Origin of the sequence: Paenibacillus sp. y28 (assembly GCF_037137075.1) — a bacterium.
Lineage (GTDB): Bacteria > Bacillota > Bacilli > Paenibacillales > NBRC-103111 > JBBBNV01.
In genome coordinates this window covers 103,203-120,245 of record NZ_JBBBNV010000013.1, presented here as the reverse complement: position 1 = coordinate 120,245, position 17,043 = coordinate 103,203, and the positions used below count along the sequence as shown (strand labels likewise).

Here is a 17,043-nt window from a genome sequence, read left to right as displayed (position 1 = left end):
GGAATGGCACATGCTATTATGATTAATTATATCGATAGATACAAGGGTGCCATTCGACATCGAAATTGTATTAACGGATGATGTTAAATTTGTTAAATGTGGAGGAAATCTCATGGGTAGCACTACAGGGTTTATGGAATTTAAGCGTCAACTGCCGACAGACCGTCATCCGCTCGAACGGATCAAGGACTGGAAGGAGTTCCACCTTCACTTAACGGAAGAACAATTGAAAACACAAGGCTCCCGCTGCATGGATTGCGGAATTCCTTATTGTAATTCAGGTGTAATGCTGAGCGGCTCCACTTCCGGCTGTCCGATTCACAACCTGATTCCGGAATGGAACGATCTGGTGTATCGCGGCCTTTGGAAGGAAGCGCTGCAGCGCTTGCTCAAGACAAACAATTTCCCTGAGTTCACGGGCCGTATTTGTCCTGCGCCTTGTGAAGGAGCCTGTACGGTAGGGATTAGCGACGAGCCGGTGGCGATTAAAACAATCGAGCAGGCTATCGTCGATAAAGGCTTTGAAGAAGGCTGGATTGTTCCGGAAGCGCCGAAGCATCGAACCGGCAAGAAGGTAGCCGTTATCGGCTCCGGTCCGGCCGGTATGGCAGCAGCGGCTCAATTGAACAAAGCGGGCCATCTGGTTACTGTGTTCGAGCGCGCAGACCGGATCGGCGGCTTGCTGACATATGGGATTCCTTCCATGAAGCTGGAGAAGAACGTGGTGGAGCGCCGCGTGAAGCTGATGGAGCAGGAAGGCATTACCTTCGTAACCAACACCGAGATCGGGAAAAATTACGAATCCGAGCGCCTGCTGAAAGAATTCGATGCCGTCGTGCTGTGCACGGGATCGACTCGCCCGCGCGAAGTAGGGATTCCGGGAAGCGACCTCAAGGGCATCCATTTTGCAATGGATTACTTGACTGGCACGATCAAAAGCCAGCTCGATTCCAACTTTGCAGACGGCAATTTCATTGACACCGCAGGCAAAGATGTAATCGTCGTCGGCGGTGGCGACACGGGGACGGACTGCGTAGCAACGGCCCTCCGCCAAAGCTGCAACAGTGTCACGCAGTTCCATACGCACCCGAAAGGTCCGGATGCGCGGGAGTGGAACGACAATCCATGGCCGGAGTTCCCGAAGGTATACCAGCTTGACTACGCTCAAGAAGAAGCAAAAGCGCTGTACGGCAACGATCCGCGCCAGTTTGCCTGCCTGACGAAGAAGTTCGTTGGTGATGAGAACGGCAACGTCAAAGAGCTGCATACCATTGACATGCAGTGGGTACGCGACGAGAATGGCTCGATTGTCCGTCAGCCGATTGAGGGCAGCGAGCGGGTATGGAAAGCGGATGCTGTATTTGTCGCTATCGGCTTTACTGGTCCGGAGCAGGGCTTGCTGCAGCAGCTTGGCGTCGAGACGGATAAACGCTCTAACGTCAAAGCCGAATACGGCAAATATGCAACGAATGTTCCGGGTATTTTTGCAGCGGGCGATAACCGCCGCGGACAAAGCCTGGTGGTATGGGCCATCAATGAAGGCCGCGAGGCTGCGCGTGAAGTGGACCGTTACCTGATGGGTACCAGCAATCTGCCTTGATTGTAGGCAATTGAATATATCAGCTTCAACCCCGGTTATCCTTTGAGATGGCCGGGATTTTTGTGCAGAACGCGGTCCTACGCTGCCGGACCTCCTTTTTTTCAGGAATTTTTCAGCGTATAATAAGGTTCTATTCAGCATGCATTCACATGAATTTCAGCTTTGTTCAGTAAAATGAGCTTCATAGAACAAGTCAAGAGGTAAATATCGACATTCCAGGAGGGACTCCCGGTCAGCCGGGCTTGGCTTAGATGAGGGAATAATTCGAGTAGAATGGGGGCGGTATAATGAGGTTGACGATTGGGAAAAAGCTGAGTGCGGGGTTTGTATCCGTATTGATTATGCTGGTGGCGATGGGTGTGGTTTCTGTCTACAAGATGACGGAGATGGGGGAGCAGGCCCAAAAGGTACAGACCGTATGGATGCCGCGGGCGATGCTGCTCGGTGATATCAAAGCCGGCCTGATTAATATCGAACGCCTTGCACTCAAGGCGGCCGTGACATCCAATGTGCAGGAGAAGGAAACGATTGAAACGGCAATTAATACAGCTATTGAGGAATTGAAAGCAAAACAGGAGCAATTCGCCGAGCTCATTACCGAAGAGGAAGAGCAGCAGCAGTACGCCCAACTGCTGGAGCTGGAAGGCCAGCTGGCTGCCGGGACGGATCAGCTTCTGGCGGTGGATCAGAACGCAGATTTGAAAAGCATCAGCACGATTGCTCAGAAGGTTCAAGCGCCAACGGCCAGTGCCCTGGAAATATTGAACGGCCTGCATGAAGCAAGCGGAATACACATGGGAACGGCAATGGACATCACGATGCAGCTGTACGAATCGGGTAAAAGCTTTATCAATCGCATTACGGTGGCTGCGGCTGTCATTGCACTGTCCGTCGCTTTTATTATTGCCCGAATTATTTCCCGGCCGATCGCGCTGATGGACAAGGCGGCCAGGCAAATTGCAGGCGGGGATTTAACGGTGAAGGAAATTCAGATTGGCAATAAGGATGAGATTGGCAGCTTGGCGGCCTCCTTTAATGAAATGACCCAACGTCTTCGCAGTCTTATTCGTCAGGTCGATGCAAGCGCGGAGCATGTTGCGGCTTCGGCGGAGGAATTGACAGCGGGGACGGAGCAGGTGAGCCGCGCGTCGGAACAGATTGCGATGACGATCGAGCAGGTGGCCTCCGGGGCCGAGCTGCAAGCCCGGACCATGACCGACAATGCCATCGCGCTGAATCAAATATCCATCGGCGGCCAGCAGATTGCTTCTAATGTGGAAAGTGTCGCGCTTGCTGTCAGCCATGCGTCCACAGCAGCGGCGGAAGGCAATGATACGATTCAGGCGACCGTGCGGCAGATGAATGCCATGAATGAGACGGTGAACGGACTCGCCCAGGCTGTACAGGGGCTTGGCGAACGCTCCAGGGGCATCGGGCAAATTGTCGATGTCATTACAGGCATTGCTTCCCAAACGAAGCTGCTTGCCTTGAACGCCTCCATCGAAGCCGCTAGGGTCGGCGAGCATGGCGCCGGATTCGTCGTTGTCGCGACGGAGGTGCGCAAGCTGGCGGAGCAGTCCTCGCAATCGGCGGAGCAAATCGCGCAGCTGATCGCCGCAATTCAGGCGGAGACGACTCAAACGGTACAGCTGATGAGGGCCGGAACGAAGGAGGTGGCCGAAGGCATCCGTTCGGTCCATCAGGCGGGAGAGGCCTTTGGGCGTATACGGGAGTCTGTTGGCGAAGTAGTGGCCCAAATCCAGGAGGTGTCTGCGGCTTCGCAGCAAATGGGGGCCAGCACCGAACAGATGGCGCATTCCATGAATACCGTCTCGGCTACGGCAAGAAGCGCCTCGGCAGGCATGCAGAATGTGTCAACATCCGTGGAGGAGCAGCTGGCATCCATGCAGGAAATTTCCGCATCCGCCGCGACACTGTCCAAGATGTCCGAGGATTTGCGGTCGGTGATCGGAGCCTTCAAGCTGTAGAAGGAAAGTAACGCAGAAGCCAGTACATATCGGAATACATAGGAAGCGTATAAAGGTACCGGCGCTCCTGCATACTCAAACAAAGCCAAAGAGGCTTCCTCAACCATAGTCACGGGTTGGGAAGCTTTTTTGCTTTGATGTACGGGAACATTGCACGTGAGGCCCAATATATGTCAAACTATAGTAGTTGTACCGGTCGCCCGATTCAATTTTCTTGCAGCTGGGGCCGGTTCAGGAGACGGCTTATCCATCGCGATGGGCCGTGATTTATACCATGATTTTACTCATCGCCGCGTTCGAACAGCATTAAACGGTCGTTTTCGCACACACGCCGCTTCTCGGAAATGGGCGGCAAGGCTGTTATGCTGTGAAGAAGCTGCGGCATCAGTCGTATCGGGGGTCAGGAACCAAATGAATACGTATCAACTGGCTTACTTGGGGATGAAGGCGATATCTGTGTATCTGGCCATTCAAGCCCTGGACAAGGCGGGCCGTCTGCTGGAGCTATTCTCCTATTCCGCCCAGTACGGGGGATTTTATTGGAATTCGCTCTGCAGGACGGTTCTGACGTCAATCGGGCCCTTTCTTATTTTTACCGCGGCCGGGCTTCTGATCTGGGTGTACACAGACCGGATTGCCAAGCGCATTGCGCCGAAGGAGGCCGACGCTTCCTGGCAGATCAAGGGGCAAGATTTGCTGCGTACAGGCATCGCACTCCTCGGACTTTGCTCGCTGGTATATGCGGTTAACACGTTATTTTGGGTTGGCCGTGATTGGATTGGATATGGGCTTGGCTTTTCCGCCTCCAACCGGGAGCTGATTGGCATTGCTCTCGATGCCTTATTTGCCGGCGGGCGTATGGTGCTCAGTTTTCTGCTGGTGATCAAAGCGGGCTGGATTACAAGCCGGATATACCGTGCGTGGAAATTATAATGCGGCTGCAGCTGTTCCCAAATGTTCTCGGCAAACGGCAGCGGGCGTGTCCCGGACCAGCCGGACAGCTCCCTTACGGCAATATGTCCAGCTTTTTCATCCGATACACAACAATAGGGTACAAAACGTCTTAAAACCGAACCTCTATCAGGAAGGTGAAGATAGCTCTTTTTGGTTCCGGGGTGGCGGCAGGCTCTTCGGGAGCCTTTATCGAGGTGTTCTATACGCTGCGGGGCATTGAAATGAACGGGAAGCTGCAGGAGTTTCCTGAGAAGCCCTTCATTTATAACGGCACGGTGTTTGTGCCTGTTCGAGCGGTGGCGGAGCTGCTGGAGAAGAAGGTGGTTTGGGACGAAAACTACCGGACCATTACGATCCAATGCGGGGACAACATCCAGCCGTATATCCAAAGCCGGGAGATTTGCCTCATGAACCGCAATGTCATCCTGCCGGAAGATGTGACGGTTCAGGGGGAGTATGTCGGACCCGGGCCATCAGGCTTGCTGCTCGAACGGGGAAAGGAACGGATTTTAATCCATCAGCGGTCAGGGCTGGTCCTCAATAAGACAGAGCACGCGGACCAAGCGTTTTCTTTTCTGCTCTCTTATATTATTGAAGATGTTCCCGAATAATGAAATGGCGAAGCTGCCAAGCCCGGGATACCCGGGGGAGGCGGCTTTTTGTATTTTTGTGTTTTTCACTGCTTCGTGGTACACCGAACGCGCTTGAGAGATTTTTGAGAGAAGCTGCTGTTACAATAAGTACAGCTTGAGCGGCTGCGGGCGGCGTTTGATGATCCCTCGTATTTCTGAAAAAAGACCGATAAATACTAAGGGGCCTGCGATGGGGAGATGGCGGCTGCTGTCCGGTCCAGCTTTCATCGCAAGCCGAGATTGAGCTTACAAGACGGTCTGTAAGCTTAGGGTTGTTACTGCCTCCATCTATGACTCCGCTTCTTTGTATTGCAAGTTTATTGGCCTGCCGGCTGCATGATCCCGCTCCCGCTCTGTCCGAGATGAGTCCGAGTGAATTGCAGCTGGCGCATAAAAGAAGGGCCGCACATAAAATGATTGTCCCCGGTACGTAAGCCGAGCTGCCGCTCCCCCGTAAAGTCGTGTGCTTTACGGTTTTTTTTTACCCGAAATGCACGGATATGGAATAATTCAGTAAGCTTCCGAGGGATGGCAGACCCGTTTCAATGAGAAAATGGTGCAGAACCCGAGGATTTGATCATATGTTAAGACTTTTTCAGAACGGAGGTGATACAATGTCGGTAGAACTTCTCTTGGAGAGGGGACGCGCGATTTTGTCAGCTATAAAGCCCCGAGCATTCATTTTGGTCGGAATGATTATCGTGATCCTGTTGACCGTATTTGTCGTTACGTATGCCCAGACGATTCCGAACCGGACGGCGCCGCTGGCCAGACAAGGATTGCTTGATTTAACGAATTGGGATTTTTCCAAGCATGGGGTAGTGCCCTTGGACGGGGAGTGGGAATTCTATGCGGGCCGTCTTCTGGAGCCGGACGATTTCAAGCTTCCGTCCGCTCCGAAGCCTGCTTTTTTGGCGGTGCCGGGATTGTGGAAGGGGCCAGCGCAAAGCGGTATGTCCAACCAGGGCGTTGGGACATACCGGCTTCGGGTGAAGCTCCCTTTCTCGGACGAGGTGCTGGGCATGAAGGTCAAGAGCATCCGGATGTCCCACTTGATTTATATCAACGGAAAAGTAACGGGCTCCAGCGGCCGGCCAGCGGCTGTGAAGGCTGATCATGAGCCGGGGAATACCCCCTACAGCACTTATTTTCATACAGCGGGCCAGGAAGTGGAGATTATACTGCAGACCGCCAATTATGTCTACCCTAGCGGCGGCGTGGTTAACTCGATCCTGTTTGGCAAGCAGCGTGACATCACGAAGCTGAACAGCATTCAGATGGGCTCTGATATTGCAATTGCGTTCATCGTAGCCATGTTTGGGGTCTACCACCTGAGCTTCTATTTCCTCGGGCGCAGAGACAAGACGTATATTTACAGCGGCCTGTACCTTCTGACCATTATGGTCAGGCAGCTCTTATACGGAGAGAAGCTGATGATGCAGCTGCCGGGGATGCCTTTTGAGGTCAGCTACAAGCTGCTGGATTTGAGCGATTTCATAGGTGCTGCGTTTATCTTTTTGCTTGTGTGCTCGATTGACACGCGTCTCATCACCAAGCGTAATCTGATCTTGCTCATGGTGCCGATTGTGCTCTATGTTGCAGCGGTAATCGTACTTCCTTACCTGCTGCACAGCGAGCTCAAGCCGTTCTTTCTTGTCTATATTCAATTGGTTTCGCTCTATTTGCTGGGGAAAATGCTGGTGCTGTACAGCCGTAATGAGTCCGGGTCTGCGAACCGCAAGGAACTGATTGTGTTTATAGGCGGCGTGATTTCGCTGACGGTGTTTTTCGTCAATGAAGTGCTCTATGTCATGAATGCGGTGCCGACCGATTTAGCAGGGAAGCTCGGGATTGTCGGTTTTATTTTGTGCGTTAATATGCTTCTTGCCGTCAGATTTGCCCATGCTTTCGAGAAGACGGAGGATTTGTCGCACCAGCTGCAGCGATCCAATCAGCTGAAGGATGAGTTTCTCAGCTATACGTCTCATGAGCTTAAAACCCCGCTGCATGGCATCATGAATATTACATCCGATTTGCTGGATAACGAGGAGCGTAATTTGACGGCGAGGCAGGAGCAGAATCTGTGGCTGATTAAGGACACCTCCATGAAGCTGTCGATGCTGATTCACGACTTGATTGACGTTACCCGGCTGAAGCACGGGGAGCTTCGGTTGAAGCCGGGCCTGGTGGATGTGCGCGTCGCCGTGCAGATTGTATTTGATGTGCTGCAATTTGAGCTGCTCGGCAAAAATCTGCGGCTTGAGAACCGCATTGAATCCGGTGTGTGGGTCAGCGCTGATGAGAACCGGCTGAGACAGGTGCTCTACAACCTCATTCACAATGCGATCAAGCATACACATGCAGGGAAAATTACAGTCAGCTTGCGAGAGACGGACGGGATGGCGGAAATTTTCGTCGAGGATACGGGAACGGGCATACCCTCGAATAAGCATGAGGCCATTTTTAATTATTTTGAGCAGGCTCATGATATACTGCCGCAGGAAGGCTACACCGGAATGGGCATCGGGCTGTACCTCAGCCGCAAGCTGATTGAGCAGATGGGCGGAATCATCTTGGTAGACTGGTCGGAGACCGGGCGGGGGACCCGGATGAAGTTCACCCTGCCGGTTGTCCGCCAGCCTCTGGCGTTCGGCGAAGCGGCGGCCGCATCCGCAGAGAATCAGCGTGGAGCATCCGGGTCTGCCGAACTGCAGGATATATTGGATAATCAGGGAAGCGCGATTCTCATCGTGGACGATGAGGCCTCCAATATCCATGTGCTGCTGCACATTTTGAAACGGCACCAGTATAACGTTATTACGGCCTTTTCCGCCCATGAGGCGATGGACAAGCTGAGAAGCTACCCGCAGATCGATCTCGTTATTCTGGATGTGATGATGCCGGTCACCTCTGGGCTTGATTTGTGCCGGAAGCTGCGGGAGCGCTATTCCATTCTGGATTTGCCGGTTTTGTTTGCGACGGCCAAGGATACGCCGCAGGATATTGCGGCCGGCTTCCGGGCGGGGGCCAATGATTATGTAACCAAGCCGTTCGACGCCGACACCTTAGTGGCGAGAATCCAGACGCTCATTGCGATGAAGACATCGATTCAAGAGGCAATTCGCAATGAACAGGCATTTTACCAGGCACAAATTAAACCCCATTTTTTGTATAACGCATTAAGCAGCGTCATTGCCTTTTGCTATAAGGACGGGAAAAAGGCGGCCTATTTGCTCGGTATGCTCAGCCAGTATTTGCGCTATATTCTGGATATGGATCGATCGAGGCTTTCGGTGCCCTTGTCCCGTGAGTTAGAGCTTATCGAGGCTTATGTAGAAATCGAGAAGGCGCGCTATGGCGGCCGGTTCCGGTTCGAATGCCATATGGAGGGCATGCTTCGCCATTGGAACATCCCGACGCTGTGTATCCAGCCGTTTGTGGAGAATGCCATCCGGCACGGGCTGTTTGAGAAGGAAGAGGGGGGGGTTGTAAGGCTGAGCTTGATCCAGAAGGACAAGCAGCTTGAAGTCATCGTGGAGGATAATGGCACCGGTATTTCGGCGGAACGCCTGTCCCGCTTGTCTTCCGGGGAAGGGCTGGACGGAGGAATCGGCATTCGCAACATCCGCCAGCGTCTGGATTCTATCCCCGGCTCCACCTTCAAGATACAATCGGAAATTGGCGCTGGGGTCAAAGTTACGATGATGTTGCCGGCCCTGAATGAATCGGGGGCCGGCCGGCGCGGGCAAAGCTGGAACTAGTAAGGGGGAGCAGAATGTTTGGTGCTGTTATTGTTGAGGATGAGCCGCTTGTCCTGGAATTAATGCAATTCGTTATTGAGGAGGACCCGCATTTTACATGCTTGGGCGCCTTCACAAATCCGCACGAGGCGCTTACGAAGCTGCCCGGTCTGAAGCCGGATGTGGTGTTTGTCGATATCGAGATGCCGAAGATGAACGGCCTGGAGCTGGCTCGGCAATTAAATGAACAGCTGGACGAAATCAAGATTGTATTTACGACGGCCTACAAGCAGTATGCGCTGGAGGCGTTTGAGGTCTATGCGTTTGATTACATCTTGAAGCCGGTCACGCCGATGGTGATTGACCGGATTGCGAAGCGGCTGATGAAGGGGCGGCTGCCTGCCCTGCCCGAGCCTGAGCTGCCGGCCTCCATACAATGCTTTGGCGGCTTTGAGGTGCGGGATGGGTCGGGACAGCTGGTACGGTGGCCGACACGCAAAACAGAAGAGCTGTTTGCCTATCTCCTGTGCAACCCCGGTCAGGAAATCGGCAAATGGCACCTCATCGATTTCATGTGGCCCAACAGCAGGGATGATCGGGCTGTCCACAATTTGCACAATACGATATACCGGCTGAAAAAAATATTGAAAGCCCATGAAATCGGAATGGATATACATAAAATCAACGAAGGCTACCTGCTGGATACAGGACAGCTGCAATATGATGTTTTGGCTTTTCAGCGACTCGGACTTCCCCCCGGCGGGATGGAGCCCGTTCCGGAGCAAGGGGAGCGGCTCTGTGCCATGTACAAGGGTCCCCTGCTGGAAGGAAGGGACTATACCTGGAAGACTGCGCTGGAGGAATGGTACGCCAAGCAATATGCATTGCTTGTACGCAGCCTGGCCGATCGGGATATGGCGGAGATGGCATGGGAGAGGGCGGAGCGGCGTCTGGATGAATTTCTTTCTATTTATCCGCTGCATGAGGAAGTGAATCAGCTGCTGATGGATATTTACGCCCGGCGCGGCTTGTTGGAGAAGCTGAGGCTGCATTTTGAACGCTTTGAGGCCGCTTATCGCAAGGATCTTGGGCTGGAACTGCCGGAGAAGCTGCGCGAGCGCATGCTGTGGGCTTTGGACAGCCGATAAACCGGAGCGCACGGCGGACACAGGAAAAAACCTACTGGAAAACCGGACAACAGCGGGCGCTGCTCTGCTGTTGTTTCTTGTTGTCGGAACCCCGTTCCGTCGGACGGTAAAAGGCGTCACCCTTCGACGGAATTCGATAGCATCTGTCCCTGTTTACTTGTAAAATAGAGGAAAGTCGGCGGCAGGAAAGGATGGATCGCGGTGGAGAAGCTCCATATCGCCGAGAAGAAGGCGCTTTATTACGGCTGTATCGGATTATGTTTGATTTATACCCTGATCATGATGAAATTGCTCTTTTTCCGGGGGAGCGGCTACAGGTGGGAGACCTATAACTACAATCTCATCCCGTTCAAAACCATCCTGAATGACATCCGGCACATGCATGCGGGTCAGATTGAAATGGGGTTCAAAAATTTGGCCGGCAACCTTGTGCTGTTCCTTCCGATGGGGGTGTTTGCGCCCTTATTAGGACGAAGATGGCGGCGGTTCGGGCCGTTTGCCGGCTTTTCTCTGGCTGTTCTGGTCAGTATTGAGCTGATCCAGCTCTGCACCCGCGTTGGAACTCTGGATGTCGACGATGTCATGTTGAATTTTATAGGAGCTTTGCTTGGTTTTGTGACCTTACCGCGTTTGATACGTATAAAGAATAGAGGGGGTTGACGAGGCAGGATACTTATTTTACTCAAAGGATGCATAGGCCTTGAGTGCAGCTGGCCGAAGGCTGTACAGCCGGAAGCTAACCTGCTGCATGGCTACAAAGCTGCATTGCAGAGCTGGGGTGCCGGATGGATACAATAACACATACGCTGTTTGGATTAACGCTTTATGGGGCGTGCAACAAGACCGGGATGACCGCCCGGGAGAAGAGAGCCCTGCTGCTGACAACCGTTGCCGGATCGCAAATTCCGGACATGGATGTCATCTCGCAATGGTGGGACACGATGGGGCGCTATCAGATGTGGCATCGCGGACTGACACATTCTGTGTTTCTGGTCCCGGTCTGGGCGGCCCTGCTTGCGCTGCTGACCCGCGTGCTGTATGGGGTCCGCGGCTGGAAATGGTTCTGGATACCGTGTCTTGCGGTATTCATTCATGACACGAGCGATTTGTTTAACGCCTGGGGGACGGGCTATTTCGAGCCGTTCTCGTCGAAGCGGGTTGCCTTTGGCACGATTCCGATTGTGGACGTCGTGTTCTGGGTTCTGATGCTGGGCGGCTTTCTGCTGGCGAGATTCAGGCCGAACACCTGGCAGCCGCACCGGATATACCGCGGGGTGTGGATTGCAATGCTGCTCCACGTGTCGGTTCAGTCCGGACAGGGATACCTTCTCTATGAACAGGCGAGCGAGCATTACGATCAAGTAGCGCTGTCGGCGGGATTCGTCCCCGGGCAATTTAGCGTGATTGGCAAAAAGGACGGCGTCGTTACGATAAGCGAATCGGTCCTGCTTCGCGAGCCGAGGCTTGTGGTAGAAGTGGAATCCCAGGAGGGCGCTGATATGGATCGGCTGTTCGCGCTGAATCCGAAGGCGCAAACCTTGTATGAATGGTCCCCGTTCGTGGTCAAGGTCGACGAGACGGAACGGCTCGGGATATATGATCCGAGACTGTACCGCAACGGGCAGTTCTTTTTATCGGAATATGCGAATAAATAGTCCGTCTGGAATCGAAGGGGAATCCTGATGAAAAAGTGGGGCGCAATCGTTCTGACGCTGCTTACTGTGGCGGTGCTTGTTATTGTTGTATGCCCGCTGCAGTATACGCAGAGCAAGCCGGTGTTTTACGGGATTACGGGACTTGCTCTGCTGCTGGGCGGATTGTCCATCGTGCTTGTCGTGCGGTACTGCAGGCGGAAGGTCAGGAGCTTTATCGTCGCGGCGCTGCTGGGGGTCGGGATGGTCCTCGCAGTGAAAGAGGCGGCCGATCAGCAGCAGGCTTATGCACTGCAAGCGGCGCTGCAGCCGTACCTGCCGGGCGCCCCGATTGAGATTACAGGTCAGGGGCGCAATTTGAATGGGGCGAAGCCGGTTCAGCCTGCCGGGCCCGACGGGAATCCGGACAATCGGGAGCCCCTGCAGGGGGTGTTTGTGCCTCCGCTTCCTCACTATTACTCAGAGGCCGTGCTTATACAGCCGCATCCCGGGGCAGGGGAGACGATCAGCTACCGCTTCCGGTTCAGGGGAAGCTATATGCTGGACGGTCATGACGTTTCCGAGAAATGGTGCGCCCTTCCGGGATTGTGCGATTATTTGTATCACGGAGCGGCAGAGGTGGATGCCGTCACAGGTGAAGTGGTGGGGTTAGCGATTGTATATCGTGCAGGGAAATAAGCACGACGATGTGTGCTGACCTTCACTTCCGAGTCATATCTCGGGCCGGCGGCTGCAGGCTGGAGGGCGGCAGTAAGCTTCTGGCAGTCGGAGCAAGGCCGCATCATTTTATTGGCAAGGTCAGGGGGAGCTGCAGTGGAGCGGATTTGGGAGATGGGCAGCGTGATGAACGTTGGTTCTCCGTATGCCTTCTGCCGGGCAGTTCTTCAGGCAGTATAGGATGAATTCGGCCGGCAGTACAGGGCCAAAGACATACAACACAACGTAAAGGAGGAGCAATGAAACAGATACAAGCTTGCGTGCTGGCGATGGTCATGGTGCTGCTGCTCAGCGCTTGCGACGGCCGTGGCGATTACTACCGTCACAGTCTGACGCAAACGGTGGACAGCATCAAGCAGCAGGACATTGCGGTTCAGGAAATGAAAAAAGGGTTGTTTTACAGTGAGTATGCGAAGGAACAAGCGGCTTACGAGGTAAAGGACAGCCAGAATATCATTGTCATCTATACCTTTGACAAGAGGCGAGGCCAGCAAAAGGACTCGGGACTTATTCATAATTATTATAATGAGCATTACGGATCATCGGCCATGTCGTATCATAAAGAGAACATAATCGTCGTATTTGTAAAAAAGGATACGCAGTTATTTGAGGTTGAGAACCGGCTGTCACGGGCGATTGGAGAGCTGTAAAAGCACGCCGATTGCAAAAAAAATAGGAAAAGAGGGATTCGTTATGCAGGCAGGATTCGGAATCAGGCTAGGCGCTGCTTTGCTCGATGGGATTATTGTGGGGGTTCCGCTGACGATCATCGCGCTAATCATAACGGGAATCTCTGGAGAGCAGGAATACTTCACTAATTTTTTATCGTTGTTGTATTCCTTGCTGCTGCCGGTAATTTGGAATGGGTACACATGCGGGAAACGGATTTGTAAAATACGTATTGTCAAGCTGGACGGGACGCCGCCGAGTTTGGTAACGATGCTGATGCGCACGATCGTGTCGGGGCTTGTTTACGGCCTTACGCTCGGCATTGCAGTTATTGTCAGCGGCATCATGGTTATCGTTCGGGAAGACAAACGATCGCTGCATGACCTCATCGCCGGGACACAGGTCGTTTACGCTTCCTGACGTGAATAGTTCGCTCCGTTAAAATTTCACGTTACCCGCTTGACCAAATTGACCACAAAAACCGGATTCCCTCCGCAGACGCAGCGGGAATCCGGTTTTTGTATGGAACGGCTACTGCGCTGCTCGGCTCCCGGCTTGCAGGGGTCTATAGTGACAGCGGCCTGCCGAGGGGCGGCTAGGATTGCGGTTGCGCTAAGAGTAACTCCTGAATCGTACTGCGCGCGGTGTTTGGCTGCATGACGGCGGTCGGTCGACCACATGCGCGATATGAAGACCGTCAACGGGAAGCTACCAGCCGACGGCCGCCCCGTCGCCGCGGGGATCGACCCCGCCCTTCAGGAAGCCTTCGTCATCGATTTGAATGGCCTGGGCGTGCCCCATAGCATCATCGAAATCCTGAACGACCCGGACGAGATGGCCCGCTTCGGCAAGCTGCTCGGCAACGGCGGAGTCTATGCGACCCTCCAGCTTCAGCTCCAGGCTTTCATCGCCCCAGGTGCGGCCCCACACCCAGCGCGGCAGGCTGATAGATGCCTGCGGGTCCATACCGTAGTCAATCATGCGGGTTAGAATCGCAGTCTGGGTCTGCGGCTGGCCCTCTCCGCCCTGGGTGCCGTACAGAATGCGCGGCCGGCCATCCTTGCAGGCTAAAGCCGGCATCAAGGTGTGGAAGGTCCGTTTGTTCGGCTTAAGACAATTCACATGCTTCGGATCGAGGGAGAAGAACGATCCCCGATTTTGCAGCAAAATTCCGGTATCGCCGGCCACGACGGCTGAGCCGAACTCGAAATACAGGCTTTGAATGAAGGATACGCTGTTTCCTTCTTCATCTACGACGGCCGCATAAGCGGTATCGCTTCCGACGGAGGGGCTGTTCAGCGGCTTGGCCTGCTTCATATCGATTTCCTGCATCAGTTGAATGGCGTAAGGCTTGCTGAGCAGCCGGTCCAGCGGAATCGGGGAGAAGGCCGGATCGGTTAAATATTGATTCCGGTCACGGAAGCCAAGCTTCAGCGACTCGATCAGCAGATGATAATATTCGTAGGAGCCATGCGGAATGCGGCTTACATCGAATTGCTCCAAAATATTCAGCGTCATGAGTGCTGTGAAGCCTTGAGAATTCGGCGGAGCCTGATAAACCGTATAACCCCGATAGGTTGTTGAGATCGGCTCCACCCAGTCTCCGCGATGCTCCGCAAAATCCTCTTCCGTCAAAATGCCGCCGTTTTCCTGTAAAAAGGAAACGATACTTTGGGCGATGCGGCCGTTGTAAAATCCGTCCCGGCCCTCCTCGGCCAAGTCCTGCAGCGTTGCGGCAAGCTGCTTCTGATAAAACCGTTCGCCTGTTCGGGGGGCGGACCCGCCGGGCGCGTAAATAGCCGCCGTTACGGGCAGGCTGCGGAGAACGTCCAACGTTTTCACCGTGTTCTCATGCTGATCCCGTGTGACCGGATACCCGTGCAGCGCATAGGAGATAGCGGGTTGAAGCACCTCCTTGAAGGTGAGACGCCCATACTCGTTCAGCATAGCCGCCCAGCCGTCCACCATGCCGGGCACGGTAATCGCGCTGCGGAAGCCCCGGTAAGGGATGGCCGCTTCTCCTGCATACAGCTCGCGGCGGGCATGGCGGGAGGACCGTCCGCTTCCGTTATAAGCGCGGACCCGGCGGTCGCCGGAGCTGTAGGTCAGCCAGAATGAGTCGCCGCCAAGGCTGGTCATGTGGGGATAAACGACAGCCAGGCAGGCGCTCACCGCAACGGCCGCATCAAAGGCGTTGCCGCCCTGCTGCAACATTTGGCTGCCGGCCATCGAGGCCAAATGGTGTGGGCTGACGACCATCGTTTTTGTACCGATGACGGATTTAAGCATAGGAATACCTCCCCCGAAATGATGCAGGCTCTCACTTTTTACAGGTAGAATAAGGAATTTGAAGTAATGTAATATAACATAAAATACGAATTTATGACCTGAAATACGATTTTGTTCATTAATTTTATTTCTATTTGTCAATTAAACTTACATAAATAAGTTATCATGCTTCGATCGGAAACGTCAATAGAAGATAATCAAAACGAAAATAAAAAGGGTGTTTCATATTTCGAAACGAACAAATAGATGTGTTTTTTGTTTACAAAAATAAGAATTTATTATAATCTAATTTTAAATGATGCGGCTATTGTTGTGGAATAATTTATGTTAGATTTTTTGTCATCGGCAGGAGGAGGGGGAAGGATGGCGGCATATAAGGAGCTGGTCATCGGCATGGTACGGACAGGGATTCTGGGTTACGGAGGAGGGCCGTCCGTTATTCCTCTTATCCGGTATGAGGCGGTTACCAGATACAAGTGGATTGATGATGAGGAGTTCGGGGAAATTTTGGCCATCGCCAATGCGCTTCCCGGTCCGATTGCCACCAAGATGGCGGCTTATCTCGGCTACCGCCTGCGGGGCTGGCTGGGGGCTGCGGTCGGCGTGTTTGCCCATATTTTACCGACAAGCCTGGCGGTGGTGGGGCTGCTGGGGGTTTTGTATTCACTCCAAAATTCCATCTACATCCAGGGGATGATTGCCGGTGTCCGCCCGGTTATCGTTGTGATGCTCGGCATGATGGCATATGAGTTTGCTCTGAAAGCGTGGAAAGGGCTGGGGAAGGGCTTTGCAGCAGCCTGTGGCCTGATTGCATTTCTGCTACTGTCTGTTGTTGAGCTTCACGCCGGGATTGTCGTCGCTCTGTTTCTTGCTTACGGCGCGTTTCATTTGAAATGGTTTAAGTCATCGGGAGGGCAGGCGAAAGGGACAGGAGTGCAGCGCAGCCAAGAAGGACGGAAAGAGGTGGCGCAATGAGCTGGCTCCAGATGCTATGGGGATTTTTCGTCGCCAATGTGCTTGGCTATGGCGGGGGGCCAGCCTCCATTCCGCTTATGCAGGAGGAGGTCGTCAACCATTACAGCTGGCTGACCAATGAGCAGTTCGCGGATTTGCTGGCGGTCAGCAATGCTTTGCCGGGTCCTATCGCTACCAAAATCGCCGCTTTTGTCGGTTACCAGCAGCTCGGCTGGGCCGGATTTGTGCTGGCTACCTTGGCAACGATCGTGCCCTCGGCGGTCGCTTTGATCTGGCTGCTGAAGCTGATGAACCGGTACCGGCACTCCCCGGTCGTTAAGGGGATGACGCTGCTGGTCCAGCCTGTAATTGCAGTGATGATGATTGTATTGACCTTGAACATGTCACAGGTGTCCTTTGCGGGGATCGGTGTGTGGCAGTCCATTGGCATTGCTGCTGCTGCTCTGCTGCTGATGACGAAGCTGAAAATCCACCCGGCGATTGTTATTGTGCTTGCCTTTGTATACGGCGGGGTGGTGCTGTCGCATACCTCGATATAAGGGATACCTGCCGGAGGCGATGTCGTTAAGAAGCGAACGGGAGGCTTAGTCCGCGATTCCGCTGGCTGATTTCCCGGCGCATGGAAGCTCTTGCTTTGAAGCTCATATCGGTAAAAAAATAAAACCTCCGGCTCCACGGA

At 53.7% G+C, this 17,043-nt stretch carries 14 protein-coding genes; 13 read left to right on the top strand and 1 reads right to left on the bottom strand.

The window, feature by feature from the left end:
- Positions 1-112: 112 nt before the first annotated feature.
- From WBG83_RS12620 to WBG83_RS12570, 11 genes are all read left to right on the top strand, one after another.
- Entirely contained in the window at positions 113-1,600 is a 1,488-nt protein-coding gene (locus WBG83_RS12620; protein ID WP_336745413.1) for a glutamate synthase subunit beta, read from the top strand.
- Positions 1,601-1,887: 287 nt separating this feature from the next.
- Entirely contained in the window at positions 1,888-3,588 is a 1,701-nt protein-coding gene (locus WBG83_RS12615) for a methyl-accepting chemotaxis protein (protein ID WP_336745412.1), read from the top strand.
- Positions 3,589-3,999: 411 nt separating this feature from the next.
- Entirely contained in the window at positions 4,000-4,521 is a 522-nt protein-coding gene (locus tag WBG83_RS12610; protein ID WP_336745411.1) for a hypothetical protein, read from the top strand.
- 155 nt (positions 4,522-4,676) lie between these two features.
- Entirely contained in the window at positions 4,677-5,153 is a 477-nt protein-coding gene (locus WBG83_RS12605) for a stalk domain-containing protein (protein ID WP_336745410.1), read from the top strand.
- Between the two features lie 635 nt (positions 5,154-5,788).
- On the top strand, positions 5,789-8,935 hold the full coding sequence (locus WBG83_RS12600) for an ATP-binding protein (RefSeq protein WP_336745409.1): 3,147 nt from the start codon (positions 5,789-5,791) through the stop codon (positions 8,933-8,935).
- A 14-nt stretch (positions 8,936-8,949) separates the two neighbouring features.
- Positions 8,950-10,062, top strand: coding sequence for a response regulator (locus WBG83_RS12595; protein WP_336745407.1), 1,113 nt, complete (start codon positions 8,950-8,952; stop codon positions 10,060-10,062).
- Positions 10,063-10,263: 201 nt separating this feature from the next.
- Positions 10,264-10,722: a VanZ family protein gene (locus WBG83_RS12590; protein WP_336745406.1), complete on the top strand. Its 459-nt coding sequence runs from the start codon at positions 10,264-10,266 to the stop codon at positions 10,720-10,722.
- Between the two features lie 125 nt (positions 10,723-10,847).
- Entirely contained in the window at positions 10,848-11,717 is an 870-nt protein-coding gene (locus WBG83_RS12585) for a metal-dependent hydrolase (protein ID WP_336745405.1), read from the top strand.
- Between the two features lie 27 nt (positions 11,718-11,744).
- Positions 11,745-12,392, top strand: coding sequence for a hypothetical protein (locus tag WBG83_RS12580; protein WP_336745403.1), 648 nt, complete (start codon positions 11,745-11,747; stop codon positions 12,390-12,392).
- A 278-nt stretch (positions 12,393-12,670) separates the two neighbouring features.
- Positions 12,671-13,081 carry a hypothetical protein gene (locus WBG83_RS12575; protein ID WP_336745402.1) on the top strand — a complete coding sequence of 137 codons (411 nt, stop codon included), beginning with the start codon at positions 12,671-12,673 and terminating at the stop codon, positions 13,079-13,081.
- Positions 13,082-13,124: 43 nt separating this feature from the next.
- On the top strand, positions 13,125-13,520 hold the full coding sequence (locus WBG83_RS12570; RefSeq protein WP_336745401.1) for an RDD family protein: 396 nt from the start codon (positions 13,125-13,127) through the stop codon (positions 13,518-13,520).
- 288 nt (positions 13,521-13,808) lie between these two features.
- Here WBG83_RS12570 and ggt read toward each other — a convergent pair whose 3' ends face one another.
- Complete coding sequence (gene ggt / locus WBG83_RS12565; RefSeq protein WP_336745400.1) at positions 13,809-15,389, bottom strand: gamma-glutamyltransferase; 1,581 nt, start codon at positions 15,387-15,389, stop codon at positions 13,809-13,811.
- Positions 15,390-15,752: 363 nt separating this feature from the next.
- On the opposite strand from ggt, the gene WBG83_RS12560 reads away from it, so the two are divergent.
- Positions 15,753-16,364: a chromate transporter gene (locus WBG83_RS12560; RefSeq protein WP_336745399.1), complete on the top strand. Its 612-nt coding sequence runs from the start codon at positions 15,753-15,755 to the stop codon at positions 16,362-16,364.
- Positions 16,361-16,903, top strand: coding sequence for a chromate transporter (locus WBG83_RS12555; RefSeq protein WP_336745398.1), 543 nt, complete (start codon positions 16,361-16,363; stop codon positions 16,901-16,903). The genes WBG83_RS12560 and WBG83_RS12555 overlap by 4 nt, the downstream gene beginning before the upstream one ends.
- Positions 16,904-17,043 lie beyond the last annotated feature (140 nt).